Source organism: Heyndrickxia oleronia, from assembly GCF_017809215.1.
Taxonomy (GTDB): domain Bacteria; phylum Bacillota; class Bacilli; order Bacillales; family Bacillaceae_C; genus Heyndrickxia; species Heyndrickxia oleronia.
In genome coordinates this window covers 1,710,527-1,736,553 of sequence record NZ_CP065424.1, presented here as the reverse complement: position 1 = coordinate 1,736,553, position 26,027 = coordinate 1,710,527, and the positions used below count along the sequence as shown (strand labels likewise).

Here is a 26,027-nt window from a genome sequence, read left to right as displayed (position 1 = left end):
TCTATTATATTGTTTGATTGGATAAAATATCTACAAAAACAAATATTTCTAAATCTTATTATTACTTCACGTATTCCGCTACACGATTTTTCCCCTCACGCTTGGCTCCAATATATAAGGCTCGATCTGCATGGCGAATTAGAGCAAGGGCATCATCTGCATCATTTGGTGCTGAAGCTACTCCAATACTGACAGTTATATCCACACTTTCATATTTTTCATCAAAGTCTAAAAAATTTTGTGTACTAAATGGGCGATTAGCAATAGTTAAACGAACGATTTCCGCTAACCGTAATGCTGATTTCTTATTTGTATCTGGTAGAAGAATAACAAATTCTTCTCCTCCATACCTAGCTACAGTTCCTCTATTTCCTATTAAACTACGAATTCTTTTTGCCATTTGAACAAGGATCTCATTTCCGCTTTGATGGCCATATGTATCATTAATCTTCTTAAAATAATCTATATCTAACATGATGATAGATAATTCTTTTCGGTCACCTTTTTTCAGTAATTCAAATTCACGCGTAAGAAGATCATCAAAATATCGATAATTATATAATTTTGTTAATGAACAATGTTCACTTATATTTTTTGTTTTTTCATAATGTCTAGCATTTGATATCGCCACGCCAAAATAAGAACATAAAATATCTAACATTGACGTTTGATATTTTTCATATTGTTTCTTTCGTGTAGACGCTAAAAATAATATACCCTCTACTTTTTTTTCTCTAAAAATAGGAACACAAATAATACTTTCAGCACCTTTAGGCATATATCCTTTTGCATCCTTCTCCCATTCAGATTTTTCATGGTAGAAAACGGCTTTTCTTGTTCCCCATACCATTCCACTAATCCCTTCATTCTTTTCAATTGGTGGAATACTATTTAATTGTTGCTCTCCTTTTTCTACTCCTCTAAGAAGAACAAGTTTATCGTTTTTTACGTCTAAAATATAGGCATAATCTACCGGTAACATTTGCGATATTTTTTGAATAAATACATCTAGTACTTCATTAACCTGCAATCTCTCTGTCAATTGATGTCCTATTTCTGCGGCGCGCTGTAGATAATCATTAATTCTTTCTGATGAATTATACATTCTTAACACATAACCAAAACTAAGGAAGGGGATCCCAATTAAAAGAAATGCAACATAGCTAATCTCTTCAAATAAATAATATAATGCAAGACCAAGGGGAAGAATCATAACTAATGTACAGAAATCCCAAATCATATCTTTAGCAAATAATTTTGCTTTCTTTTTTAACATTATTTTCGACCAGTATAAAAGGATTTGATTTAAGATAAAAAGAACAATTTGATATACAAATAATGGAATAATTAATTCTTGAATGGAAAAATACCCAACTTTGCCTCCAAGTGCATAAAATACAGCTCCACTAAAAAGTGAAATAACAAAAAACATGATTGAATTAATAAAATAACGATAACTATCATCTTTTCCTATCTTTAATGAAAACATCAGCATAAGGATGGAAAATTGCATAAAAATAATCTCATATATTAAACCATGTAAAAGAAAGGCTACTAACGTTACCCATTGTACTAAAAATATCGGAGTATCATTAATAATGATGGGGAAATAGGCAACTACGCCTACTAAAACTAAAAAGACTAAAATTAAAAGTGGGTTCATGGGTACAGAGGGGAAAAAACGGTAAGCTATATATATACCAGCAGGTAAAATTAGCAACCATGAGATGATTAGAAGCTTAGTTGGTTTAATAGCTTGATTACTCATTCTTGCCCCTCCTGAACTAGTTAATAAGTCTCAATTTTATAAAATATTCTACCAAATTATAGTTAAATTGTCATTATATTTTCTCATTAATCCTTGTAGTTATTTTCTTTAATGATTGTTCTTAAGTAGGGTTTCACTTCACTAATAAAGTATAATGAACCTGAAATGATTAGTACCTCATCACGCGTTAAAGTCATATAGACATTTTCAATTAATTCGCGCCAATTACTATTTACCTTAGCATTAGGAATAGGATATATTGACAAAAATTCCTCCGCTTCTGTTATTCTCGGTGAGTCGAATTGGGTAAAATATATTTTCGAATCAATACTTGCTAATGTTTTTAACATAGGCTTTAACTCTTTATCACGTAGGGCAGCAAAGACGATATGTCTTCTTTTATTCGGGAAATGTTCCTCTATGGTCTGGACAAGTGATAATACTCCTTCTGGATTATGAGCGCCATCCAGGATTACCACAGGCTTTTCACTGACCATCTCCATTCTTCCCGGCCAAAACGCTTTTTTTAACCCTTCTCTTATTACATGTTCAGGTATTTTCAAAAAATCAGCTGCAGTGATTGCTAATGACGCGTTTTCAACCTGGTGATATCCAAGCATTGAAATTTCGATATTTTTATAAAATGATACAGCTGAATGGTAGGAAAATTGTTCACCTTTTTTCAATGTTTTCACTTCATCTATCGCGAAATCTTTCCCACCTACCAAGAGCTTGGCTCCTAACAGTTTTGACTTTTCAATAAAGACATTTAAAGCCTCTTCCTGCTTCGCCCCAGTTATTATTGGTGTATCTTTTTTTATGATTCCTGCTTTTTCAGTAGCAATTTCCTCAACCGTATTACCAAGAATATTCATATGATCCATTCCAATATTTGTAATAATACTCATGATTGGAACTAGTATATTGGTTGAGTCTAATCTACCACCAAGTCCTACTTCAAAGATGTTAATATCCATTGGATTCATATTAGCAAAGTAATATATAGCCATCACGGTAATCACTTCAAATTCTGTCATTGTTCCTAGTTCTGTTGTTTCAATCTCTTCGACTAAAGGTTTGATGACGTTCACTAGCTGAATAATCTCTTCATCCTTTATTGGGGCACCATTTACACTTATACGCTCGTTAAACGTTTCAATGTAAGGTGAAGTAAATGTTCCTACCTTATAGCCTGCTTCATTTAAGATCGAACGAAGATAAGTAACCGTCGAGCCTTTTCCGTTTGTTCCTCCAATATGGATGACCTTTAATTTTTTTTCAGGAGATCCTAATTTTTCCATTATCCATTGCATTCGTTCTAAACCAGGTTTAATACCAAATCTTAATCTTGAATTAATCCAATGAATGGCTTCATCATACGTTTTCATTACGATTCCCTCTTTTTTCTACTGATGTAATAATAAAGAGGCTGCCTGTTTTTTTAGACAGCCTCTCACGGTTGATAATAACATTAATTTTGCTTTAATTCTTCTATTCTTGCTTTAACCGCTGCTTGTTTTTCTAAATAATCTTTTTCCTTTGCTCGTTCCTCTTCAACGACCTGAGCTGGAGCTTTGCTTGTGAATTTTTCATTACCTAGTTTCTTTTGTACTCTATCTACTTCTTTAGACCATTTATCTAATTCTTTTTCCAAACGTGCTATTTCTTCATCAATATTAATCAAACCTTCCAGAGGAAGGAATAGTTCAACTCCTGTTACAACAGCAGTCATCGCTTTTGCTGGTGTATCCATTTCAATATCAATGATTAATTCTTCCGGATTACAGAAACGTTCAATATAGGACTGATTCTTTGTTAAAATGCTTAGTACTTGTTCATCCTTTGCCTTAAGTAATAGTTTAATCTTTTTACTTAATGGTGTATTTACTTCTGCACGAATATTACGTACCGAACGAATGATTTCAACTAATAATTTCATTTCACCCGCTGCGGCCTCATCATGTAAATCATTGTTTTTCGTAGGCCAATTTGCTACCGTAATCGATTCACCTTGATGAGGTAGATTTTGCCAAATTTCTTCTGTAATAAATGGCATAAATGGATGTAAAAGACGCATCGTGTTATCTAAAACATACGCTAAAATAGAACGAGTTGTTTTCTTAGCAGTCTCGTCTTCCCCATAAAGTGGTAATTTAGCCATTTCAATATACCAATCACAGAAATCATCCCAAATGAAGTTATATAAAGCTCGACCCACTTCCCCAAACTCATACTTATCGGCAAGTTTAGTTACTGTTTCGATGGTTTCATTTAAACGAGTTAAAATCCATTTATCTGCAACTGATTTTTCACCATTTAAATCAATTTCATCAAAAGTTAATCCATTCATATTCATTAAGGCAAAGCGTGAGGCATTCCAAATTTTATTGGCAAAATTCCAAATGGATTCAACCTTTTCCATACTGAACCTTAAATCTTGACCTGGTGAGCTGCCTGTCGATAAGAAATAACGCAGTGAATCTGCCCCATATTTATCGATAACATCCATTGGATCAACGCCATTTCCAAGAGATTTACTCATCTTTCGACCTTGTTCATCACGAACAAGACCATGAATTAATACATCTTTAAATGGTATTTCGCCAGTAAATTCTTTCGCTTGAAAAATCATTCTAGCTACCCAGAAGAAAATAATATCGTAACCAGTTACTAATGCATTCGTTGGGTAATAACGTAGAAAATCTTTTGCCTCAGTATCGGGCCAACCCATAGTTGAGAATGGCCACAGTGCTGAACTAAACCATGTATCTAATACATCTGAATCTTGCTCCCAGTTATCAATATCAGTAGGTGGTTTTGTATCAACATAGATTTCACCTGTTTCCTTATGATACCAAGCTGGAATTCGATGACCCCACCAAAGCTGGCGCGAAATACACCAATCACGAATGTTTTCCATCCATCGTAAATACGTATTTTCAAATCTTTCAGGTACAAAGTGAACTTTTGATTCGGATTTTTGTAATTCAACTGCTGCGTCTGCTAATGGCTGCATCTTAACGAACCATTGTGTTGACAAATATGGTTCAACAACAGCACCACTACGTTCAGAATGTCCAACAGAATGCATATGATCTTCTATTTTAAAGAGTACATTTTCTGCCTGTAAATCTTTAACGATTTGTTTACGACATTCAAAACGGTCCATGCCTTCATATTTACCTGCTTTATCATTCATGGTTCCGTCTTCATTCATAACTAATATACGTTCTAAATTATGGCGGTTTCCAATTTCAAAGTCATTAGGATCATGTGCTGGAGTGATCTTAACTGCACCTGAACCAAATTCCATATCTACATAATCATCACCAACAATCGGTATTTCACGGCCTGTTATTGGTAAAATAACCGTTTTTCCGATTAAATGTTTATAACGATCATCATTCGGATGAACAGCTACAGCTGTATCTCCTAGCATGGTTTCCGGACGTGTTGTTGCAATCTCAATATGCCCTGAACCATCTGCTAATGGATAACGCATATGATAAAAAGCACCCTGTATATCTTTATATATTACTTCAATATCAGATAATGCTGTTTTGGTTGCAGGGTCCCAGTTAATAATATACTCCCCACGATAAATAAGTCCCTTTTTATAAAGAGTAACAAACACCTTTTTAACTGCATCTGATAATCCTTCATCTAGAGTAAATCTTTCGCGGGAATAATCTAAACCTAACCCAATCTTAGCCCATTGCTTGCGAATAAAAGCTGCATACTCCTCTTTCCATTTCCAAGTTTCTTCTACAAATTTTTCTCTTCCGAGATCATACTTTGATATACCATTTTCTCTTAATTTCGCCTCAACTTTAGCTTGTGTAGCGATTCCTGCGTGATCCATTCCTGGTAGCCATAATACATCATAGCCCTGCATTCTCTTCATTCTTGTTAGGATATCTTGTAATGTTGTATCCCATGCATGACCAAGATGCAATTTCCCCGTCACATTTGGAGGTGGAATAACGATTGTATACGGTTCCTTATTTGGATCGTCTGCTGCCTCAAAGAATTTTCCTTTTAGCCACCATTCATAGCGGTCCTTTTCTATGGCATTCGGATCATATTTGGTTGACATTTGTAATTCATTTGTTTCCATTTCTTTCTCCTCACTTTCAGTAAAGGGTACCAAAAAAATAAAAAACTCCCATCGTCAAAAGGACGAAGGGAGCGATTTTCGCGGTACCACCTTTTTTCACAGAAACAGCATTAAAAGAACTGTTTCTGGCACTTATGTAAGATAACGGCTCTTCGCCGGCTTCCATTACTCCGCTATGTTTCACAGAAGCTACTCATGGGTGACTTTTCCAATGTTCTCTCTTAGGAAATCTTTCAGCTATTGATTTCCCTCTCTGAAGAAGTATGATAAATACCTCTGATAAAGTAGTATCCCATTGTACTTTTCCCAATCACTGCATTTACATTTTGATTTATTTTTATTTATTATACTATCTAATTAATAGTCATCTCGTCAATTATTATTGCCCATTTTTTTAAAAAAATTCATGGATAATCATTCAATTGACACTCTGACACAGATTCGCCTATTAATCATACATTATTACTAAGGGGATCGATAAGAGGAAGGTGAAAGAATGAAAAAAAAATTTAATCAATATACATTACAGTCTTGGATGAAAACATTCAAAAGCATATGTAAACAACTAATTATTCCTTTTACTATCTTTCAAGCTATTCGAACCATTTTATTACCCACTGCATTTGATGTTTTGTTATTAGCAATATTTATTTTAATTGCCTTTGCATTTCAAAACGAATGGATCTAGATATTTGCTAAAAACAAATATGGGCTGGGGTGGTAAGATAACAATATAGACCCCTCCTTAATAGCTAGGAAGGGTCTGTCTTTTGTTTATCTATTTCATTCATTCGCATAACCACATATTCTGTATTTTTTAATAACCAATATTTTCTTTGAAGTTGTTTAACAAACTCCCATTCATTCTTTTTTGTTTTCTTCAAATAATATTCCTCAACTATTTGATGAATCGGACCTGGATATGCTAAATAGCCAAGAAATAAGTATTTTTCATCCTCTCGAAATGGAAAATGCGATAAATATGTGTTTAGCCAATCCACACACTCATCCATACGTTTCGGAAATGTATTTAATGTTCTCGCTAAGAATGGTAATAAATCATGTATTGGGGACAAGATATTTGATTGTTCAAAGTTAGAAAAATATCCATAGCCCCTCTCATCGTATAAAAAATGCTCTGTAGAAATTTTCCCATGAACAACGACAGTTCTTCCCTTTTCCTGATCCTTTGAAACCTCATACCATTTTTCAAGTTGCTCTTTTGAATATTTTGCAGCTCGAAAGATATCCTGATAAAATGTACAAAACATTAATTCAAATGGTGACATATACCACTTCTGTTCACTACGTTCTAAAAATTCTTCAAAAAACTCGGTTTCCCTTTCCCATTGCCAAACAGTTTGATCATAATGCTCTTTACGTTGTTCTTTAGAAAGTTGGATGTCCTTAACTGATAAAGTATGAAGCCTAGCTAACTCCCTAAACATTTTTTGATGTTTTTCATTTCTATCTTCTTTCTCTTCATTTGGTAGCCAAGGCATTAAGTAATATAAATCATTTTCATGGAGAACCCCATATCTCCCATCCATTGTAGGATAAATTGGCACAATCCGATTATATCCACGGTGGTATAGCATTTGAACATTTTTTACAAAATCTGTACCCTTTTGTGGAGAGATTCTTTTTAAAGCAAAAACTCCTTCATTCGTAATAACTTTAAAGCTTTTTCCATATCTCTCGTAAAAATTAACATTTAAACCATATTGTTTAATAATCGTGTGAATATCTGTTTTTTTCGTCTTAGCCATCCTTTCACCTGCTTAACCCCTACGTATTGCCATTTTCATCATCTGAGAACATTTACATATAATCAACAACAGCGATTCACTAGGCTAGGAGTAAGAGCTAGACTTTAATTATTTTTTTGTAGCACTTACATATGAAGGAATATAGAGAACCTGCCCTTCATATACGTCTTGATTAATTTCTAAATGATTCATTCTTAATATTTGTTGAACACTAATCTCATATTTATCAGCTAAATAATCGAGGGTCTCCCCATTTTGAACGATAACCACTTTTAGCTTCGCTGCTTTATCATCTGCTTTTCTAGCAAAAAAATCAGCTAATGAAATAGATTCGTACTTCCCAAATTTCTTCTTTTTCTTTGTTTTACTTTGATCTTCTTCTTCAGGAGATTCATCTTCTTCCTCTGCCTCTGACTGGGCAGATGGAGAGGATTCAATCTCATTGGTATCCTCATAATGTGCAGAGGATTCATTTCTGTGATCTCCAGAAACTTGAAGAAATTCCTCTTCTGATTCATTTACTATTCCTAGATTTAAAATAGGCTCTTCCTCTTTATTTTCTATCATTTCTTCATGATCTTCTGGTTCTTTCCTTGCTTCAATGACAAACGGTTGAAATAATTCTTCATCAACTTTAAAATCTACAAACTCTTCTTCGTTATTTCCCTCTTTTTCCTCCTCCTCAGGTTGTGGTTTTACTGGTAGTCCTCGTTCTAAATGGTATTCAGGTATTGATTCACTTTCTGTTTCAAACAATTCAGGGTCAACATTTACAGACTCTTCTGTATTATCTTCGGATTCGGTTTCCGAAACTTGTTCATTTACTTCTGGTTCTAATAATGATATCGGTATTTCTTGTTCATCACTTTCTTCCATTTCTTCATTGCGAATTCCAAAAATCGAAAGATCCGCAGTAAGTTTTAATTTACCTTTTTCCGGTAGTATATAGTCAAACATATCAATGCTTACATCGATATCTTCGAGTTGATTGATTCTATTCTTAGGTATCGTTACATCAACAGGAAAGCGATGTTCAAATTGATAAACACCCTCATCTTCCCGATATTCAACCTGATGAACAAATTTTCCATGGAGATCTAATTCTTTTTCTTCGTACTCTTCTCCTCCCCCTTTGTATTCACCTTGCAGCTGTAAATTACCAATAATTTGTACATATTGCTCTTGTTCTTGAATGGTTATATGTGGATCTAATGAAATGGATAGAAGTTCATCAACTTCCTGTCCTTTTTTAAACCAAACATACTCCTCTAATGAAAATCGCAGTGACGATTGACTTTGTGACAAAGTGGATTCCTCCCTTCAATTCCAATAAAAACTAGCTATGTCATTTATATTTTTATGAATGAAATAAGAAGAATATGATTTTTTTAAATAAAAAAACCACATGATGGAAAACATCATGTGGTTTCAGATCCACTAACCTCTGATTGTCTTAAAGGTAGTTTCAACTGCTTTTATTGTTTTTTCAATATCCTCATCTGTATGGGCTGTCGATAGGAAAAGTCCCTCAAATTGAGAAGGTGGTAAGAATACACCATTATTTGCCATTCCTCGATAATACTCAGCAAATAACTGTAAATCAGAAGTTTTTGCTGTATCATAATTTATTACATCTTCATTTGTTAAGAAAATACCAATCATCGAACCAGCTCGATTGATTGTATGCGGAATTTCATATTTCACTGCAGCATTATGCAAACCTTGTTCTAGTTTGTCTGCTTTTTTAATAAATTCTTTATACGTATCCGGAGTCAATTGAACAAGTGTTTCATAACCAGCAGTCATTGCTAATGGGTTACCAGATAAAGTTCCAGCTTGGTAAACAGGACCACTTGGTGCAATCTTTTCCATGATTTCTGCCTTTCCACCAAAGGCACCAACAGGAAGTCCTCCACCAATTACTTTCCCTAAGCAAGTTAAATCTGGAGTGATCCCAAAATACCCTTGTGCACAATGATAATCAACACGGAAACCAGTCATAACCTCATCAAAAATCAATAATGATTCATACTGGGAAGTTATTTCTCGCAATCCTTCTAAAAATCCTGGCTGTGGTGGAACAACACCCATATTGCCTGCAACTGGTTCTACAATAATACAAGCAATGTCTTCTCCAAATTGCTGGAAGGCAGCTTTAACTCCCTCCAAATCATTATAAGGAACAGTAACCGTATTAGAAGCAACACCTTCAGGTACACCAGGGCTGTCAGGTAAGCCTAGTGTAGCTACACCTGATCCTGCCTTAATTAACAATGAATCACCATGCCCATGATAGCTTCCCTCAAATTTTAAAATCTTATTGCGACCTGTATATCCTCTTGCAAGCCTTAACGCACTCATAGTTGCTTCGGTTCCAGAGGAAACCATCCGGACAATTTCAATAGATGGTACACGTTCTTTTACTAGCTTTGCAAGCTTGTTTTCAGCTAATGTAGGTGCACCAAAGCTAGTCCCATTCTCAGCAACCTTCTTCAAGGCACTGACTACTTGATCATTTGTATGACCTAGTATTAGTGGTCCCCATGATAAAACATAATCAATATATTCATTTCCATCAATATCATATATTTTTGAACCTTTTCCCTTTTCCATAAAAATCGGATCCATATTGACGGACTTAAAGGCACGAACAGGACTATTCACCCCACCGGGCATGAGTGTAATAGCTTCTTTAAATGCTTTCTTTGAATTTTCATAGGATCGCATCATATTAACCCCCATTTAGTTCGGATTGTTTTTCATTCTGCTTTTTCTTTTATGACAGTTTCTACCTGATGGAAAAAACAAGCAAAAATAACTAGAACAATGAAATAATCTTATTCAGTTATTCAGCTAACCATTTTGCAACATCTTTTGCAAAATAGGTAATAATTAAATCGGACCCAGCTCGTTTCATACTTGTTAGCGTTTCTAGTACAATAGTCTTTTCATCGACCCAACCATTTTGTGCAGCCGCTTTTATAAGTGAATACTCACCACTCACATTATAAGCAACTACAGGAAGATTAAATTCATTTTTTACATCCCTTACAATATCAAGGTAAGAAAGTGTTGGCTTGACAATAAGAAAATCTGCTCCTTCTTCCACATCTGATTCAGCTTCTCTTAACGCTTCTAAGCGATTGGCAGGATCCATTTGATAGGTTTTTCGATCTCCAAATTGTGGTGTGCTTCCAGCTGCATCACGAAATGGACCATAGAATGCAGAAGCATATTTTACTGCATACGACATAATTGGAATATCCTCATAACCCGCTTCATCTAATCCCTTTCTAATGGCCGCGACGAACCCATCCATCATATTTGATGGGGCAATAATATCTGCACCAGCCTCTGCTTGACTTACAGCTGTTTTTGCCAATAGATCAAGGCTAGGATCATTTAGAATTTTTCCATCTGCAATCACTCCACAATGTCCATGATCGGTATATTCGCAGAGGCAGGTATCGGCAATAATAATAATCTCAGGATACATCTTTTTAATCAAACGCGTGGCTTCTTGGACAATTCCATGATTGTGGAAAGCACCGGACCCTTCAGCATCCTTCTCATTTGGCACCCCAAATAACAAGACAGATTTAATGCCTAAAGCAACTACTTCATCCATTTCACCTTTTAACTGATCAAGGGATAGGTTGTAAATACCTGGCATAGATGAAATTTCCTTTTTAATATTTTCTCCTTCGACAACAAAGATTGGATAAATCAAATCATCAATATGTAAATGAGTTTCACGAACCAATGCTCTCATATTCGCTGAACTACGAAGTCTTCTATGACGTTTAAATTGCATGTCTTTCATTTTTTTTCCTCCTTAAGTTTCGCTAATTGACATAAGCTATCTAACATTGATTCTATAGTATACACTTCTGGGCTTGCAGCAACGGAAAAACCATATTGTTCAATTGCTTTTTTGGTTACAGCACCAATCGCAATAAATTCAATATTTTTTAGGGCATACTGCAATGAACAGGAGGTAACAACCTCCATAAAATGGTGAAATGTCGAAGGACTAGTAAAAGTCGCATAATCCAATTCCCTATCTACTAGTAATTGGACAAGCTTATCTCTACTTTTATATGGAAAAAAAGTTCGATACACAATCCATTCATCAACTAACACTTTTTTTTCCTCTAGTCCATCAGCAATCGTTCTACTAGCTAAATTGCCTTTCGCAATTAATATATGTTTAGTCGAGTGTTCCTTTTTTAGAAACTCAACAATAAAGTCTGCCGCACTAAATTGAGATGGATAGAAACCTACTTTAACTCCATATTTCTCTACAGCTTCCTTTGTTTTACTCCCAACGGCCGCAACATTATTTTTAATATCAGACGGACAAAAATTGGGATTTAATCGGGTACATTCTTCAAAGAAATAGTTAACACCATTTTGACTGGTAAATATGATCCAATCATATGAAGGCAGTTTTTGAACATATTCGCGAGCATGTTGATCATTATTTACTGTAAAATCAATCAGCGGGATGATAGAAGAGCTACCACCTTTACTTATAATTTTACTTGCAAGCTCCTCACCTTTCCTACCTCCCCGGGTAACCAATATTTTTTTGCCTGCTAGGGGCAAATCGTAAATCATCTTACTCTTGCTCCTGCTTAACTCGATCAATTAATTGTTTTGCGCCTTGTTCTGTAAGAATTGCAGCTGCCTTTTCTCCAACAATGACCGGGTCTTCGCCCATAACCGTTTCTTTATATATGATTTTTCCATTAGGATCCGCAACTAGTGCAGTTAAAGAAATTTGAGCATTATCGGTAATTGTTGCATAACCAGCAATCGGAACTTGACAGCCACCCTCCATTTTATGAAGAAATGCCCGTTCTGCTGTTACTGTTTCCTTTGTTTCCTTAGATGTTAGCTTTAATAATTCATCGAGCAATTCTTTGTCATCTTCACGACACTCGATAGCTAATGCTCCTTGACCTACAGCAGGAAGACAAACCTCAGGCTCTAAGTATTCAGTTACAACATCACTACTCCATCCCATACGAGATAGACCTGCTGCGGCCAAAATAATGGCATCATATTCATCTGTCTCTAACTTAGCTAATCGCGTATCAATATTTCCACGGATCCATTTGATTTCTAAATCCGGACGCTCAGCTAGTATTTGAGCACTTCGACGTAGACTACTTGTCCCTACCTTTGCACCTTTCGGTAAATCCCTTAATGTCATATGACCTTTGGAAATTAATACGTCACGGTGGTCTTCACGATGCGGAATACAGCCGATGGTAAGACCTTGAGGTAAAACTGCTGGCATATCTTTCATGCTGTGAACTGCCATATCAATTTCTTTATTCAATAATGCTTGTTCAATTTCCTTGACAAAAAGTCCCTTTCCACCAACCTTTGATAAAGTAACATCAAGGATTCGATCTCCTTTTGTTACAATTTCCTTTACTTCAAATTCAAAAGGGACACCTAGTTTCTTTAATTGATCTGCTACCCAATTGGTTTGCGTTAATGCTAACTTACTTCTACGTGATCCAATAATAATTTTCCTCATTATGTAATCCTCCTATGAATACCAAAAATGAAACGCGGATAATCGGCTAACTAAAAAGAAATTGATAAGTACTACAAGAAATGCTGCGATATTCCAAAGTGCAATGGATTTTCCAAACATATTCCTCCGCTCTCTTAAATAAAGAATAAGACTGTATATAATCAGGATAATAAATGATCCAATAATTTTTGAATCATACCAATGAAATACGGATAGTTTAATAAATGCCCACTGGAGTCCTAAAATCAAACTCAATATAAGCATAGGAACACCAATAACATTTAATACGTATGACATCTTTTCAAGCTTAGATAAATCATTTAATCTCCATAGCCTGTGGCCCCATTTTTTTTGCTTCAGCAACTTATACTGAAGTAAATAGAGAGACGAAAAAACAAATGAAAACGAAAATGCCGCATAAGATAGAATAGCCATTGTTATATGAATAAATAATAATTCAGATACTAATCTTTCTGAAACTGCCGTACTCTGTGTATGTACAGGTGCAAATGTATGTATTGCCATAAAAATAAAACCAATAATATTCGTAAAGAAAACTGTAAAATCTACTCTTAATATTTTATTTATTATAAGTGATAAGGTTAGTAATACCCATGCATAGAAATAAATCCCCTCAAATAATGAAAGGACAGGGAATCTTCCTGTTCGAAATACGTACATAAACAAAAAAATTGTTTGAAGAGACCAAACAATTGCAAGTAACCAATAAGCGAGCTTGTTCGCCTTCTGATTTTGATGTTGAAAATCATTAAAATATAAAAGGATACTAATCGCATATAATACAATCATTACTTCATGAAGCCTCGACATAACCATATCAAACATAAGAAAATTCAACCTTTCTCAAGAAAAGAATAAGAGATTGGTAAGGGACGAGTCCTTCCCCTTACCTATCACTTACAAAAATAATGGTTGCTGCTTTATACAGGCTGAACATTCCATTTTAGTGAAGTACTTTGACTTTTTTCTTCCATTTGTTCTGGTTGTTCATCAATATTAAAGATTTTCTTAAACAACTCTAATTGTTCGGCAGCATTTGGTTGAGCTGCTATTTCCTTTGCCTGGGCAACAGGGTCCTTTAATAATTGATTAACAATGCTCTTTGTATGTTTATTTAATATTTTCCGTTCACGTTCAGTTAAATTTGGCATTTTTCTTTCAATGCTCATCATTGTCTCTTTCTGAATAGATAGGGCTTTTTCACGTAAAGTAGTAATAACTGGTACTACCCCTAGCATATTTACCCATTCATTGAAACGAACAATTTCTTCCTCTATCATGAGCATGATATTTTCAGCAGCTTTTTTTCTTTCCGCAAGGTTAGCTTCAACAATACCTTCTAAATCATCGATATCATATAAAAATACACTATCAAGATCAGCTATACTAGGATCTAAGTCACGTGGTACTGCAATATCAACCATAAATAAAGGACGTCCCTTTCTCATCCTTTCAATCGCTAGCATCATATCCTTCGTTATAACATAATCTTTTGAACCAGTAGAGCTAATTAAAATGTCTGCTTCAACTATTGCACATTGAAGTTCCTGCAATGTTTTAGCTTGCCCATTAAATTGTTGTGCTAGATCTTGTGCTTTTTCAAATGTCCGATTAATAACGGAAACCTTGGTTGCTCCACTGCCATATAGGTTTTCAATCGCTAGCTTGCCCATCTTACCGGCACCAACAACTAACACATGTTTATTTTTCAAATCACCAAGTACCTTTTTAGCTAACTCCACTGCAGCATAGCTTACAGAAACAGCATTAGATCCAATTTCTGTTTCAGAATGCGCCTTTTTAGCTAAAGTAATCGCTTCTTTGAATAAGTGATTAAAAATCGTTCCAGTTGCTGATACTTCTTGACTCATAAAGAAGCTGTTCTTCACTTGACCTAGAATTTGTGTTTCACCAAGAACCATGGAATTCAATCCACAAATAACTTTAAACAAATGTTCAATCGCCCCATCCTGTTCATAGAAAAACAAGTAAGGGGTAAATTCCTCTTTATCAATTTGAAACCATTCTGAGAGAAAATCTTTAATATAATAACGTCCTGTATGCAGTTGATCAACAACCGCATAAACCTCTGTTCGATTACATGTTGAAACAATTACATTTTCCAAAATGCTTTTTTTATTTTTTAATGCTGTCGTAGCAGCCGATAAATCCGCCTCATTAAAGGACAGCCTTTCACGTATCTCTACAGGGGCTGTTTTATAATTTAAACCAACAGCTATGATGTACATAAAAAATGGCACCCCCAAAAAAATTTGACAACTAATGAACCTTATATTTTCTATTATATCATGTCCATTTTCCTATTCTTTTATTAAATGTGAAAAGAAAATGAAACCTATGTTATATTAGTAATAATTAATCATAGTCCATATGTACAGTATCAAAAAATAAGCTTAGAATCAAGTAAATGAAACGAAAGCAGGTTAATTATGAAAAACCAAAAAATCTTTCCTGGATTGATTTTATTGGGGTTTGGTTTATATTTTTATTTAGAACATAGTCAAATTGACATATTGAAGGAATATCTTACTTGGCCAACCCTTCTTATTATTGTAGGAATCGCATTTTTAGGACAAGGCTATGGAGGAAAAGATTATGAAGCCATATTACCTGGCGTCATCTTAACAGGTTTTGGTATTCATTTTCACATTGTTAATCGATTATCCATATGGCCAGATCACATAGGAATCTTCATTTTAATCATTTCTTTAGGCTTTTTATTACGTTATCAAAGGACAGGGAATGGTTTATTTCATGGTGTTTTATTTTTAATTATTTCTATTATTCTTTTATTCTATAATGAAGTACTTCAATGGTTAGGCTTATTGGAAAATAAAGCAGGGAATATCATCAATCTTTGGCCATTTCTTTTAATCATTCTCGGAATATATCTATTATTTTTTAAACGAAAATAAAAAGCTGTTTTTGTAAAATTCATCGTCCTTTTCTCAATAAAGGAGTTACAGTCTACACTCTTATTATTGATAAAACTTCACTTAAAATAGCTATAATGTTTGAGATAAGAGCCAAATAAAAAGACCTTCGTGTTATGCTGTGCCCCAAAAGTTAGAATGGATTGTTCTAATTTTTGGGGGGCATACCACTTGAAGGTCTTTTTTACATCCATTTATTTAGAATACCCCATATCTTATCTTTGCCTTCACCGGTTTCTGATGAAAAAAGGACAATTTCATCTTCCGGATCAAAATTTAGGGTTTCTTTAGTAATTTTTAAATGCTTTTGCCATTTCCCCTTAGGAATCTTGTCTGCTTTTGTTGCAATGACCAAACAAGGGATTTGATAATGTTTTAAAAAGTCATACATTAATATATCATCTTTTGTTGGAGGATGTCGTAAATCAACGATAAGAAGTACGGCACATAATTGTTCACGTGTCGTTATATAAGTCTCAATCATTTTCCCCCATGCTTCTCGTTCTTTTTTGGAAACTCTCGCAAAGCCATAGCCAGGAACATCTACAAAAAATAAGCTATCTTCAATTTTATAAAAATTCAAGGTTTGAGTTTTTCCTGGTTTAGATGATGTTCTTGCAAGAGCCTTTCTGTTGATCATTTTATTAATAAATGATGATTTCCCTACATTTGAACGTCCTGCAAGCGCAAACTCAGGAATACGTTCATCTGGATACTGCTCTTGTCTAACTGCGCTAATAACTAATTCAGCTTGATTTACTTTCATTTCAATTCACCTGCTAATGCTACCTTTAAGACTTCATTCATATTTGAAACAGGAATTAATTTAAGATCCCCTCTAACGCTTTCTGGAATGTCATCAATGTCCTTTTCATTGTCTTTTGGTAAAATAATCGTTGTAAGTCCAGCACGATGTGCACTTAAAGTTTTTTCCTTCAAGCCACCAATCGGTAAAACTCTCCCTCTTAAAGTAATTTCTCCTGTCATACCCACTTCTTTACGAATCGGTATTCCTGTTAAAGCAGAGGTTAAAGCTGTTGCGATTGTTATCCCTGCCGAAGGTCCATCTTTTGGAACAGCACCTTCAGGTACATGGATGTGTATATCATATTTTTCATAGAAATCTTCTTCTAGCTTAAATTCGATTGCTTTTGATCGAACGAAACTTAAGGCAGTTTGTGCAGATTCCTTCATTACATCTCCTAATTTTCCTGTCAACACAAGCTTGCCTTTACCAGGAGAAAGAGAAACCTCTATTTGTAAGGTGTCACCACCTACCGTCGTATATGCTAATCCTGTCGCTACACCGACTTGATCCTCTATTTCTGCCTGACCGTAGTGATATCTTGTCTTTCCTAAATATTCTTCAATATTTTTGTCGGTCACGATTACACGTTTTCTTTCTGACGAAACAATAATTTTTGCTGTTTTTCTGCAAATCGATGCGATTTCTCTTTCTAAACTTCTAACTCCTGCTTCACGTGTATAGTAACGAACAATTTTTTGAAATGCTTCATCCCTCACTTGCAATTGACCCTTTGTCAAACCATGTTCGTTCATTTCCTTTTGTAGTAAATGATCCTTTGCAATATGAATTTTTTCCAATTCCGTATAACCAGGTATGGAAATAATTTCCATTCTATCACGGAGAGGTCCAGGTATAGAAGACAAATCATTAGCCGTTGTAATAAACATGACCTTCGATAAGTCATATGTTTCTTCAATATAATGATCACTAAAGCTATGGTTTTGTTCTGGATCTAATACCTCTAGCATAGCTGCAGAAGGGTCACCACGAAAATCATTAGACATTTTATCAATTTCATCTAATAAAAAGACTGGATTGATTGTACCTGCTTTCTTCATCCCTTGAATGATTCTCCCAGGCATAGCACCAACATATGTTCTACGATGACCTCGAATCTCAGACTCATCTCTTACTCCACCTAGAGAAATACGAACAAATTTTCTTCCTAAGGATTCTGCAACAGAACGTGCAAGACTTGTTTTACCGACCCCAGGAGGTCCGGCTAGACAAAGGATTGGCCCTTTTAAGGATTGAGTTAATTTCTGCACAGCTAAATACTCAAGTACACGTTCCTTTACTTTATCAAGACCATAATGCTCTCGATTTAAAATCTCTTCAGCCTTTGAAATATCTAAATCGTCTTCTGTCGCATTAGACCACGGAAGAGAAATTAACCAGTCAATATAATTACGTATGACTGAGCTTTCAGCAGAGCTTGAAGGCACCTTTTCATATCGGTCTAGCTCTTTAAGCGCTGTTTTCTTCACATGTTCAGGCATACCGGATTTCTCAATTTTCTCCGTAAATTCTGCTACCTCACCGGTTTTCCCTTCTTTATCACCTAGTTCTTTTTGAATGGCTTTCATTTGTTCACGTAAATAATATTCCTTTTGTGTACGCTCCATTGACTTTTTGACACGTTGACCAATCTTCTTTTCTAAGTTTAATACTTCTTTTTCATTATGAATAATTTCAATTACTTTGTTTAAACGCGCTTTAATATCAACGGTTTCAAGGACTTCCTGTTTTTGAGATAATTTTAGAGGTAGATGTGAAGCAATAATATCGGCCATTCTACCTGGCTCTTCAATATCAGAAACTGTTTCAAATGTTTCTGCTGAGATTTTTTTAGATAGCTTTATGTATTGTTCAAAGTACTCAAGCATGGTTCTCATCAAAGCAATCATTTCTACATCACTAGTATCATTTTGCTCATATGTTTTTAGTGAAACAGCATAATAATTATTTTCATCATAGAAATGTTGAATTTCCGCTCGATATAATCCTTCTACCAGTACTCGTATAGTTCCATTAGGTAATTTAAGCATTTGCTTAACCTTTGTAAGTGTCCCCATACGGTATAGATCCTCTTCATTTGGTTCATTTATTGAATCATCTTTTTGAGTCGTCAAAAAAATTAAGTGATCGTTCATCATAGATTGTTCTAAAGCTTGAACAGAATGTTCACGCCCCACATCTAAATGAAGGACCATTGTAGGGTACACAAGCAATCCTCGCAGTGGTAGCAGAGGAACAGTGTGTTCTTTTTTCTTTGGCAAATTAGTGCACCTCCATAAACCATTGCATTCTTTCCACTCACTAGGTGAATCTTTTTACAATTCTAACGTATTTAAATAATCGTGTCCATTTTAAAGAACATATCATTCTTATCCTATTCAAATCTTCTAATGGGGTGACCTTTAAACGCACATTTATTGCGTATTGGTCACCCTTTATATGAATTAAACGCTTTTTTTATCCATCGCTTCTAATGACGTCTTTAATGGTGACTCCTCCTCAAAACGATGGATTAAAGCAATTTTAATCGCACTTTCAAATTCACGTATAGGAATAATTGTAATACCTTCAATTTCATTTAAAATGGATTGCATGTTTTCTTCAGGAATAATCACTGTTTTTACTCCTGCTTGTTTTGCCGCCTTCACCTTAGCGAATACGCCTCCAACAGGCTTGACATTTCCATGTATGCTTATTTCTCCTGTCATAGCAATTGAATGATCAACAGGAATTTTATAGATAGCTGAATATATCCCAGTAGCCATCGCAATTCCTGCAGATGGACCATCGATTGGTATTCCTCCTGGGAAATTTACATGAATATCATATTGGTCTGCAGGTACCCCCATTGTTCGTAAAACAGTAATGACATTTTCAATTGAACCTCTTGCCATACTCTTTCTTCGGATCGATTTTCCCTGTCCCCCAATACTTTCCTCTTCAACAATACCAGTAATGTTTATCGTCCCCTTTTCTTTCGCTGGAATAACTGTTACTTCAATTTCAAGTAAAATTCCACTGTTGGGACCTGTGACTGCTAATCCATTTACAAGACCTACATTCGATTTCTCGCCAATTTTTCTTTCTAATCTAGGAGTTAATTGACTAGATTGAATGATCCATTCAATATCTGTATTACTTATATCATTTCTTTCTTCTTGAATCGCTAATCCTGCTGCAATTTGTACCATATTTACTGCTTCTCGACCATTTCGAGCATAGGAGGAAAGAATTTGCAATCCTGATTTATCAATTGTGAGATTAACTTTTTCCGCGGCTTTTTTTGCTACCTTAGCAATTTCATCTTGTTCTAAATCCCGAAAAAACACCTCCATACATCTAGAACGGATAGCTGGAGGTATTTCATTAGGAGTTCGGGTGGTTGCACCAATTAATCGAAAATCTGCTGGTAATCCATTTTGGAATATATCATGAATATGTGACGGAATTTGAGTATTTTCCGCACTATAGTAGGCACTATCAAGAAATACCTTACGATCTTCTAATACTTTTAATAGTTTGTTCATTTGAATTGAGTGTAGTTCTCCAATTTCATCGATAAAAAGTACACCGCCATGTGCATTTGTTACTGCCCCCTGCTTTGGTTGTGGAATTCCAGCCTGTCCCATCGCCCCTGCCCCTTGATAGATAGGATCATGGACTGAACCAATAAGCGGATCGGCTATGCCACGTTCATCAAATCTTGCGGTTGTTGCATCTAACTCAATAAATACAGAAGTTTGTTTAAAGGGAGATTTCTCATTGCGTTTAGCCTCTTCCAGAACTAGTCTTGCTGCTGCTGTTTTCCCTACACCCGGTGGCCCATAAATAATGACATGTTGTGGATTTGGACCACAAAGTGCTGCTTTTAATGATTTAATGCCATCCTCTTGTCCGACAATATCTTCAAATTTAGATGGACGGACTTTTTCCGCCAACGGTTCCGTTAATTTGATGGAACGAAGCTTTCGCAATTGCTCCATTTCCTTTCGTGATTCCCGATCTATAGAAATCTTTTGTGTTTTTTGGCTCTTTAACAAGTTCCAAAAATATAATCCTATAATCACCCCAAAAAACAACTGAATAAATAATGCTATCCCTGTCCAACTCATCGTATTCCCTCCAAGATGCTTTTTATATGAAGGAAAAAGGGACGTAAGTGGAAATCATCTACCTTCTTCTGCTTACGTAACCCTTTCATTCAATTTCCTTCATGTTAACTGATGAAGTACAAAGCGGCTCCATCGGATTTGTATACCAACTAGTATCTCCTGCAGTTTGGGGGAATAAACTAATTTTTTTGCATATAAAAAGCCTAGCGACATTTAAAGTGTACCCTTTGTAAAGGACATTTAAAAAAAGACTAGGCAACTTGAAGAAGATGATGACTGTATTGTGCAGGTGTCATCTTTTTTAAGTTCCATTGACCTCGGTAATGATTGTAATATGTCATATAACTCTGAACCTCTCTTTTTACTTCTTCTAATGATTCACACGTTTTAAAATCCGTTTCATCTTTAAAATGTCCAAAGAACGATTCTTGTGGGGCATTATCCCAACAGTTTCCACGACGTGACATAGATTGCCCTAGTCCCATTTTCTTTACCATCTTTTGAAATTGGGGGTTGGTATAGTGGAACCCTTGATCTGAGTGAATGAATGCGCCTTCGGCCAGCTTTATCCCAGTCTTTTTCAACTTCTTTAATGTATTTAACGCAATATCTAGTGTGATTTTATCTGATGTCTCATATGCTAAGATTTCATTGGTTTCGGCATCTTTTATAGTGGACAAGTAGGCACGTTTTCCTTTTCCATAACTTAAATATGTAATGTCTGTTAATAATACTTTTCTAGCGGTTCCTTGCTTAAATTCGCGGTTTAATAGGTTCGGTAAAGTTCTATGTTCTTTTGTTGCTTTTGCCATTCTTCGATATGGGTTTGCTTTTCGAATTGGGCAAATGATTTGGAATTTTTCATGATACGACGAATTCGTTTTAGGTTATATGTAATTTGATACTGATTTTCTAAGGTCATCTTGATTTGACGTGCGCCTTTCTTACGACGACGAAAATTATAAGCTTTTAAAATGATTTTCTTTACTTTTTCTCTGCCCTCATCACGAGCCTGTCTATTAAGTTGTGCTTCTTCTGAAAAATAACGATAATAACCTGATCGAGAGACACCAACTAGTTCACAAAGATAGCTCACCATCCGCTTTAAGTTATATTTTTAATGACCAATTGGATCAATTCAAATTTCTGTTCAGCTGTTAGTTTTTCCTTTTCTTCACCAACATCCTTTCTGCTAGATCGATCTTTTTAGCAGTTCATTTTCTGCACGTAATAAGGCGTTTTGTGCTTCTAATCGTGCATATTTTTCTTCTAAACTTAATTCACGTTCAAGTGGTCGTCCAGAATGGTATTTTCGAGTGTCTTCAAGCCCAGCTACACCATTTTCTTTATAAGCTTTACGCCATCTCTTTAAAGATGAACTCGCTCGTTCAGTCCCAACGATTTCAATATCAAATCCTGCATCTTCAAATATTTGACGTGGAAATTTTCCTTCTTCATACTCTTTAATAGCTAATGCTTTAAATTCATCAGTGTAAGTAATTGCTTTTTCACTAACAGCTTTTACATAAGGATGTTTCATCAATAATTTCTGTTCTTGATCTGTAAATAATATTTTCGACATTTTCATCCGCCCCATTAACTATTTCTTTCATTATAAATAAAAGTACCCCATAAGGAGGACTTTTTTTAAGTGTCCATCTTATAGGGTACATTTTAATTTACGCTAGGCTTTTTATATTTAGGCAGTTTTCGTTTGTTCGTTTCCTTCAACAACCGTTCCATCTTCTAATATTAATTTTGGTGGTTCTGAATTTAGTACGGCTTCTTTTGTTACAATACATTTTTTAATATCACTTCGTGAAGGTAAGTCAAACATTACATCAAGCATAATACTCTCGATGATTGAACGTAAACCACGCGCGCCAGTTTTTCTTTCAATTGCACGTGCCGCAATTTCTTTTAATGCACTGTCTTCAAACTCAAGCTCTACATCATCTAGTTCAAGCATTTTACGGTATTGTTTAACTAATGCGTTCTTTGGCTTTGTTAAGATTTCAATTAACGCTTCTTCATCTAGTGGCTCTAAACTTGCAATAATAGGTAAGCGTCCAATAAATTCAGGAATCAAACCAAATTTCAGTAAATCCTCTGGTAAGACTTTGGACAATAATTTTTTATCTTCAATATCAGCTGATTTATTTTCGCCACCAAATCCAATAACCTTCTGTCCAAGACGTCTCTTAATAATTTGTTCAATTCCATCAAAGGCTCCACCACAAATAAATAATATATTTGTCGTATCAATTTGAATAAATTCTTGATGTGGATGTTTACGACCACCTTGTGGAGGAACACTTGCAACAGTCCCTTCAAGAATTTTTAATAAAGCTTGTTGTACACCTTCACCAGAAACATCTCTTGTAATTGATGGATTTTCTGATTTACGTGCTACCTTATCAATTTCATCAATATAGATAATACCCTTTTCAGCCTTTTCTACATCATAATCAGCAGCTTGGATTAATTTTAATAAGATATTTTCAACATCTTCCCCTACATACCCTGCTTCTGTTAATGAAGTAGCATCAGCAATGGCAAATGGAACATTCAAGATTCTTGCCAGCGTTTGGGCAAGAAGGGTTTTCCCACTTCCAGTAGGTCCGATTAAACAAATATTACTTTTAGCAAGTTCAACATCATCAATCTTGCTATTTGAGTTAATACGTTTGTAATGATTATATACTGCTACTGCTAATGATTTTTTTGCTTGATCCTGACCGATTACATATTCTTTTAATATTTCACGGATTTCTAATGGCTTTGGTATATCTTTAAATTCAACTTCTTCTTCTGTACCAAGCTCTTCTTCTACAATTTCTGTACATAGCTCAATACACTCATCACATATATATACACCTGGTCCGGCAACTAATTTACGAACCTGATCCTGTGTTTTACCACAAAACGAACATTTTAGCTGTTGTTTTTCATCGTTGAATTTAAACAATGAGATTCACCCCTTATAAAGACTTACTTACTAAGTATTATCTTGAAAAGAATTCATTTTATAAAATAAAAATAATATATCATAATGGATGATATAGTACTTTTTATTTGTTATGAGATAAACTCCTAATTATTTTATTCTTTTCAAAAAAATGGCTGTTCCGTTGTACTTAAAACAATTATGTATTGGATTGTATCACATTTATATGCCTGACAGGAAGTTTTAAGCTCTACTAACTATTTCGACGTCGATAGTTTATTTTCCTACTTACTCCAGATTTTCCCGAAAATAAATGAAATATTCCTCATATGTATAAATATTTTTATTGCTTATATGTATAATTTAAAATTTTTATAAAACAAGGCACGAAAAGTCGTGCCTTGTTCCATTTGCAACCTATTTTCTTATGAGGCAAAGCCGCCTCCGCTTTTCTATATTGTCTAGCTCCGGCTCCTAGCCCCTCGAGGTCAAATAACCTGATGCAAGAAAAGTCAAACTACAGACTTTTTTGCATCAGAACATTTGCTTGTCGGGGCTGTTCAAGTCGCCTCCGCTTTTCTATATATTATGCAACAGTTTTGCTGTTTTGTACAAGAAATTCGACTGCTTTACGAATTTTCACATCTTTTTTGACTGTATCTAATCCACCAAGTGCATTTTTGATATCTTCAACAGACATGTTGTACATACCAGACATTTTAGTAATTTCTTCTTCAGCTTCTTCATCAGAAACTTCAATTTTTTCAGCTTCAGCAATCGCTTCTAATGTAAGATTCATACGAACACGTTTTGTTGCGTCTTCTTTCATTTGTTCACGTAATGCTTGTTCATCTTGACCAGAGAATTGGAAGTATAAGTCAAGGTTCATTCCTTGCATTTGTAAACGTTGAGCAAATTCTTGCATCATACGATCAACTTCAGTTGTAATCATTGCTTCAGGAATATCCATTTCAGCATTTTCAGTAGCTTTTTCTACAACTGCATCTTGAACTGCATGCTCTGCTTCATGCTCTTTAGAATGTTTTAAATTAGCTTTAGTTTTTTCTTTAAGTTCAGCAAGAGTTTCAACTTCACTATCCACATCTTTAGCGAACTCATCATCTAATTCAGGAAGTTCTTTAGTTTTAATTTCATGAACTGTTACTTTAAACGTAGCTGGTTTGCCAGCTAATTCTGCAGCGTGATATTCCTCTGGGAATGTTACTTCTACATCTTTTTCTTCCCCAGCTTTTACACCAACTAATTGTTCTTCAAAACCAGGAATGAAACTATTTGATCCAAGTACTAGAGAATAGTTTTCTGCTTTCCCACCTTCGAAGGCTTCACCATCAACAAAACCTTCAAAATCAATCACTACTGTATCGCCATCTTCAGCAGCGCCTTCTTCTTTAAGAACAAGTTCTGCATGACGTTCTTGTAATGTTTTTAATTCATTCTCTACATCTTCATCTGTTACTTCAGTATCAAATTTTTCAACTTCTAAGCCTTTGTATTCACCCAGTTTAACTTCTGGTTTTACTGTAACAGTAGCTTTAAAGATTAGTTCTTTTCCTTTTTCCATTTGCTCGATATCAATTTCAGGACGATCTACAGGCTCAATCCCTGTTTCTTCAATTGCTTTTGCATATGCGTCCGGTAAAATCACATCTAAAGCATCTTGGTATAAAGATTCCACACCAAAACGTTGTTCGAACATTCCGCGTGGCATTTTTCCTTTACGGAATCCTGGAACATTTACTTGTTTTACTACTTTTTTGAAAGCTTCATCTAAACCAGCTTTTACTGTATCCGCATCAACTTCTACAGTAAGTACACCTTGGTTACCTTCAAGCTTTTCCCATTTTGCTGACATACCTTTCCCTCCAACAATCTATATTTTGATAGTGTAATGAACAGATTTGATAGATAATTCCTCTAATTAATGCCATTACTTTTTAAATG

At 35.0% G+C, this 26,027-nt stretch carries 18 protein-coding genes, 1 pseudogene and 1 other annotated feature; of the genes and pseudogenes, 2 read left to right on the top strand and 17 right to left on the bottom strand.

Features of this window, described 5'->3' with window-relative positions:
• Nucleotides 1–61: 61 nt before the first annotated feature.
• From I5818_RS08640 to I5818_RS08630, 3 genes are all read right to left on the bottom strand, one after another.
• The gene (locus tag I5818_RS08640; protein ID WP_078109886.1) at nucleotides 62–1,768 is read right to left on the bottom strand and encodes a sensor domain-containing diguanylate cyclase; all 1,707 of its coding nucleotides are present in this window, start codon (nucleotides 1,766–1,768) and stop codon (nucleotides 62–64) included.
• An 86-nt stretch (nucleotides 1,769–1,854) separates the two neighbouring features.
• Nucleotides 1,855–3,156 (bottom strand): bifunctional folylpolyglutamate synthase/dihydrofolate synthase, encoded by a 1,302-nt coding sequence (locus I5818_RS08635; protein WP_078109887.1) that lies wholly within the window; start codon nucleotides 3,154–3,156, stop codon nucleotides 1,855–1,857.
• 83 nt (nucleotides 3,157–3,239) lie between these two features.
• Nucleotides 3,240–5,885 carry a valine--tRNA ligase gene (locus I5818_RS08630; protein ID WP_078109888.1) on the bottom strand — a complete coding sequence of 882 codons (2,646 nt, stop codon included), beginning with the start codon at nucleotides 5,883–5,885 and terminating at the stop codon, nucleotides 3,240–3,242.
• Between the two features lie 55 nt (nucleotides 5,886–5,940).
• Nucleotides 5,941–6,208: a binding site (T-box leader), on the bottom strand.
• Between the two features lie 173 nt (nucleotides 6,209–6,381).
• On the opposite strand from I5818_RS08630, the gene I5818_RS08625 reads away from it, so the two are divergent.
• Nucleotides 6,382–6,573, top strand: coding sequence for a hypothetical protein (locus I5818_RS08625; protein WP_078109889.1), 192 nt, complete (start codon nucleotides 6,382–6,384; stop codon nucleotides 6,571–6,573).
• 64 nt (nucleotides 6,574–6,637) lie between these two features.
• On the opposite strand, the gene ysxE is transcribed toward I5818_RS08625, so the two are convergent.
• From ysxE to hemA, 8 genes are all read right to left on the bottom strand, one after another.
• Nucleotides 6,638–7,654, bottom strand: coding sequence for a spore coat protein YsxE (ysxE, locus tag I5818_RS08620; RefSeq protein WP_078109890.1), 1,017 nt, complete (start codon nucleotides 7,652–7,654; stop codon nucleotides 6,638–6,640).
• 108 nt (nucleotides 7,655–7,762) lie between these two features.
• Complete coding sequence (gene spoVID / locus I5818_RS08615; RefSeq protein ID WP_078109891.1) at nucleotides 7,763–8,959, bottom strand: stage VI sporulation protein D; 1,197 nt, start codon at nucleotides 8,957–8,959, stop codon at nucleotides 7,763–7,765.
• A gap of 132 nt (nucleotides 8,960–9,091) precedes the next feature.
• Nucleotides 9,092–10,381 (bottom strand): glutamate-1-semialdehyde 2,1-aminomutase, encoded by a 1,290-nt coding sequence (hemL, locus tag I5818_RS08610; RefSeq protein ID WP_058002026.1) that lies wholly within the window; start codon nucleotides 10,379–10,381, stop codon nucleotides 9,092–9,094.
• Between the two features lie 118 nt (nucleotides 10,382–10,499).
• Nucleotides 10,500–11,477 (bottom strand): porphobilinogen synthase, encoded by a 978-nt coding sequence (gene hemB / locus I5818_RS08605; protein WP_058002025.1) that lies wholly within the window; start codon nucleotides 11,475–11,477, stop codon nucleotides 10,500–10,502.
• Entirely contained in the window at nucleotides 11,474–12,274 is an 801-nt protein-coding gene (locus I5818_RS08600) for a uroporphyrinogen-III synthase (RefSeq protein WP_058002024.1), read from the bottom strand. The genes hemB and I5818_RS08600 overlap by 4 nt, the downstream gene beginning before the upstream one ends.
• A 1-nt stretch (nucleotide 12,275) precedes the next feature.
• Nucleotides 12,276–13,205: a hydroxymethylbilane synthase gene (gene hemC / locus I5818_RS08595; protein WP_058002023.1), complete on the bottom strand. Its 930-nt coding sequence runs from the start codon at nucleotides 13,203–13,205 to the stop codon at nucleotides 12,276–12,278.
• Between the two features lie 12 nt (nucleotides 13,206–13,217).
• Nucleotides 13,218–14,051, bottom strand: a complete 834-nt coding sequence (ccsA, locus tag I5818_RS08590) for a cytochrome c biogenesis protein (RefSeq protein WP_058002022.1) — start codon at nucleotides 14,049–14,051, stop codon at nucleotides 13,218–13,220.
• Between the two features lie 95 nt (nucleotides 14,052–14,146).
• Nucleotides 14,147–15,475 carry a glutamyl-tRNA reductase gene (hemA, locus tag I5818_RS08585; RefSeq protein WP_058002021.1) on the bottom strand — a complete coding sequence of 443 codons (1,329 nt, stop codon included), beginning with the start codon at nucleotides 15,473–15,475 and terminating at the stop codon, nucleotides 14,147–14,149.
• 201 nt (nucleotides 15,476–15,676) lie between these two features.
• Between hemA and I5818_RS08580 the strand changes: the two genes are divergently transcribed.
• Nucleotides 15,677–16,162: a LiaI-LiaF-like domain-containing protein gene (locus I5818_RS08580; protein ID WP_058002020.1), complete on the top strand. Its 486-nt coding sequence runs from the start codon at nucleotides 15,677–15,679 to the stop codon at nucleotides 16,160–16,162.
• Nucleotides 16,163–16,364: 202 nt separating this feature from the next.
• Here the strand turns inward: I5818_RS08580 and yihA are convergent, their stop codons facing one another.
• The 6 genes and pseudogenes from yihA to tig form a co-directional block, all read right to left on the bottom strand.
• Nucleotides 16,365–16,946 carry a ribosome biogenesis GTP-binding protein YihA/YsxC gene (yihA, locus tag I5818_RS08575; protein ID WP_058002019.1) on the bottom strand — a complete coding sequence of 194 codons (582 nt, stop codon included), beginning with the start codon at nucleotides 16,944–16,946 and terminating at the stop codon, nucleotides 16,365–16,367.
• Nucleotides 16,943–19,267, bottom strand: coding sequence for an endopeptidase La (lon, locus tag I5818_RS08570; protein WP_058002018.1), 2,325 nt, complete (start codon nucleotides 19,265–19,267; stop codon nucleotides 16,943–16,945). The genes yihA and lon overlap by 4 nt, the downstream gene beginning before the upstream one ends.
• A 183-nt stretch (nucleotides 19,268–19,450) precedes the next feature.
• Nucleotides 19,451–21,118, bottom strand: coding sequence for an ATP-dependent protease LonB (gene lonB, locus I5818_RS08565; RefSeq protein WP_078110119.1), 1,668 nt, complete (start codon nucleotides 21,116–21,118; stop codon nucleotides 19,451–19,453).
• Nucleotides 21,119–21,369: 251 nt separating this feature from the next.
• A pseudogene (locus I5818_RS08560) lies at nucleotides 21,370–22,700 on the bottom strand (IS3 family transposase).
• 117 nt (nucleotides 22,701–22,817) lie between these two features.
• Entirely contained in the window at nucleotides 22,818–24,086 is a 1,269-nt protein-coding gene (gene clpX / locus I5818_RS08555; RefSeq protein ID WP_058002016.1) for an ATP-dependent protease ATP-binding subunit ClpX, read from the bottom strand.
• A 565-nt stretch (nucleotides 24,087–24,651) separates the two neighbouring features.
• On the bottom strand, nucleotides 24,652–25,938 hold the full coding sequence (gene tig, locus I5818_RS08550; protein ID WP_078110051.1) for a trigger factor: 1,287 nt from the start codon (nucleotides 25,936–25,938) through the stop codon (nucleotides 24,652–24,654).
• Nucleotides 25,939–26,027 lie beyond the last annotated feature (89 nt).

What these genes read in the sequence shown, in the direction of transcription:
- ccsA (WP_058002022.1), bottom strand. Translation starts at nt 14,051, where the DNA reads ATGTTTGATATGGTTATGTCGAGGCTTCATGAAGTAATGATTGTATTA.
- tig (WP_078110051.1), bottom strand. Translation starts at nt 25,938, where the DNA reads ATGTCAGCAAAATGGGAAAAGCTTGAAGGTAACCAAGGTGTACTTACT.
- I5818_RS08635 (WP_078109887.1), bottom strand. Translation starts at nt 3,156, where the DNA reads ATGAAAACGTATGATGAAGCCATTCATTGGATTAATTCAAGATTAAGA.
- I5818_RS08640 (WP_078109886.1), bottom strand. Translation starts at nt 1,768, where the DNA reads ATGAGTAATCAAGCTATTAAACCAACTAAGCTTCTAATCATCTCATGG.
- I5818_RS08625 (WP_078109889.1), top strand. Translation starts at nt 6,382, where the DNA reads ATGAAAAAAAAATTTAATCAATATACATTACAGTCTTGGATGAAAACA.
- hemL (WP_058002026.1), bottom strand. Translation starts at nt 10,381, where the DNA reads ATGCGATCCTATGAAAATTCAAAGAAAGCATTTAAAGAAGCTATTACA.
- lonB (WP_078110119.1), bottom strand. Translation starts at nt 21,118, where the DNA reads ATGAGTTGGACAGGGATAGCATTATTTATTCAGTTGTTTTTTGGGGTG.
- I5818_RS08630 (WP_078109888.1), bottom strand. Translation starts at nt 5,885, where the DNA reads ATGGAAACAAATGAATTACAAATGTCAACCAAATATGATCCGAATGCC.
- yihA (WP_058002019.1), bottom strand. Translation starts at nt 16,946, where the DNA reads ATGAAAGTAAATCAAGCTGAATTAGTTATTAGCGCAGTTAGACAAGAG.
- I5818_RS08600 (WP_058002024.1), bottom strand. Translation starts at nt 12,274, where the DNA reads ATGATTTACGATTTGCCCCTAGCAGGCAAAAAAATATTGGTTACCCGG.
- ysxE (WP_078109890.1), bottom strand. Translation starts at nt 7,654, where the DNA reads ATGGCTAAGACGAAAAAAACAGATATTCACACGATTATTAAACAATAT.
- I5818_RS08580 (WP_058002020.1), top strand. Translation starts at nt 15,677, where the DNA reads ATGAAAAACCAAAAAATCTTTCCTGGATTGATTTTATTGGGGTTTGGT.
- hemC (WP_058002023.1), bottom strand. Translation starts at nt 13,205, where the DNA reads ATGAGGAAAATTATTATTGGATCACGTAGAAGTAAGTTAGCATTAACG.
- hemB (WP_058002025.1), bottom strand. Translation starts at nt 11,477, where the DNA reads ATGAAAGACATGCAATTTAAACGTCATAGAAGACTTCGTAGTTCAGCG.
- hemA (WP_058002021.1), bottom strand. Translation starts at nt 15,475, where the DNA reads ATGTACATCATAGCTGTTGGTTTAAATTATAAAACAGCCCCTGTAGAG.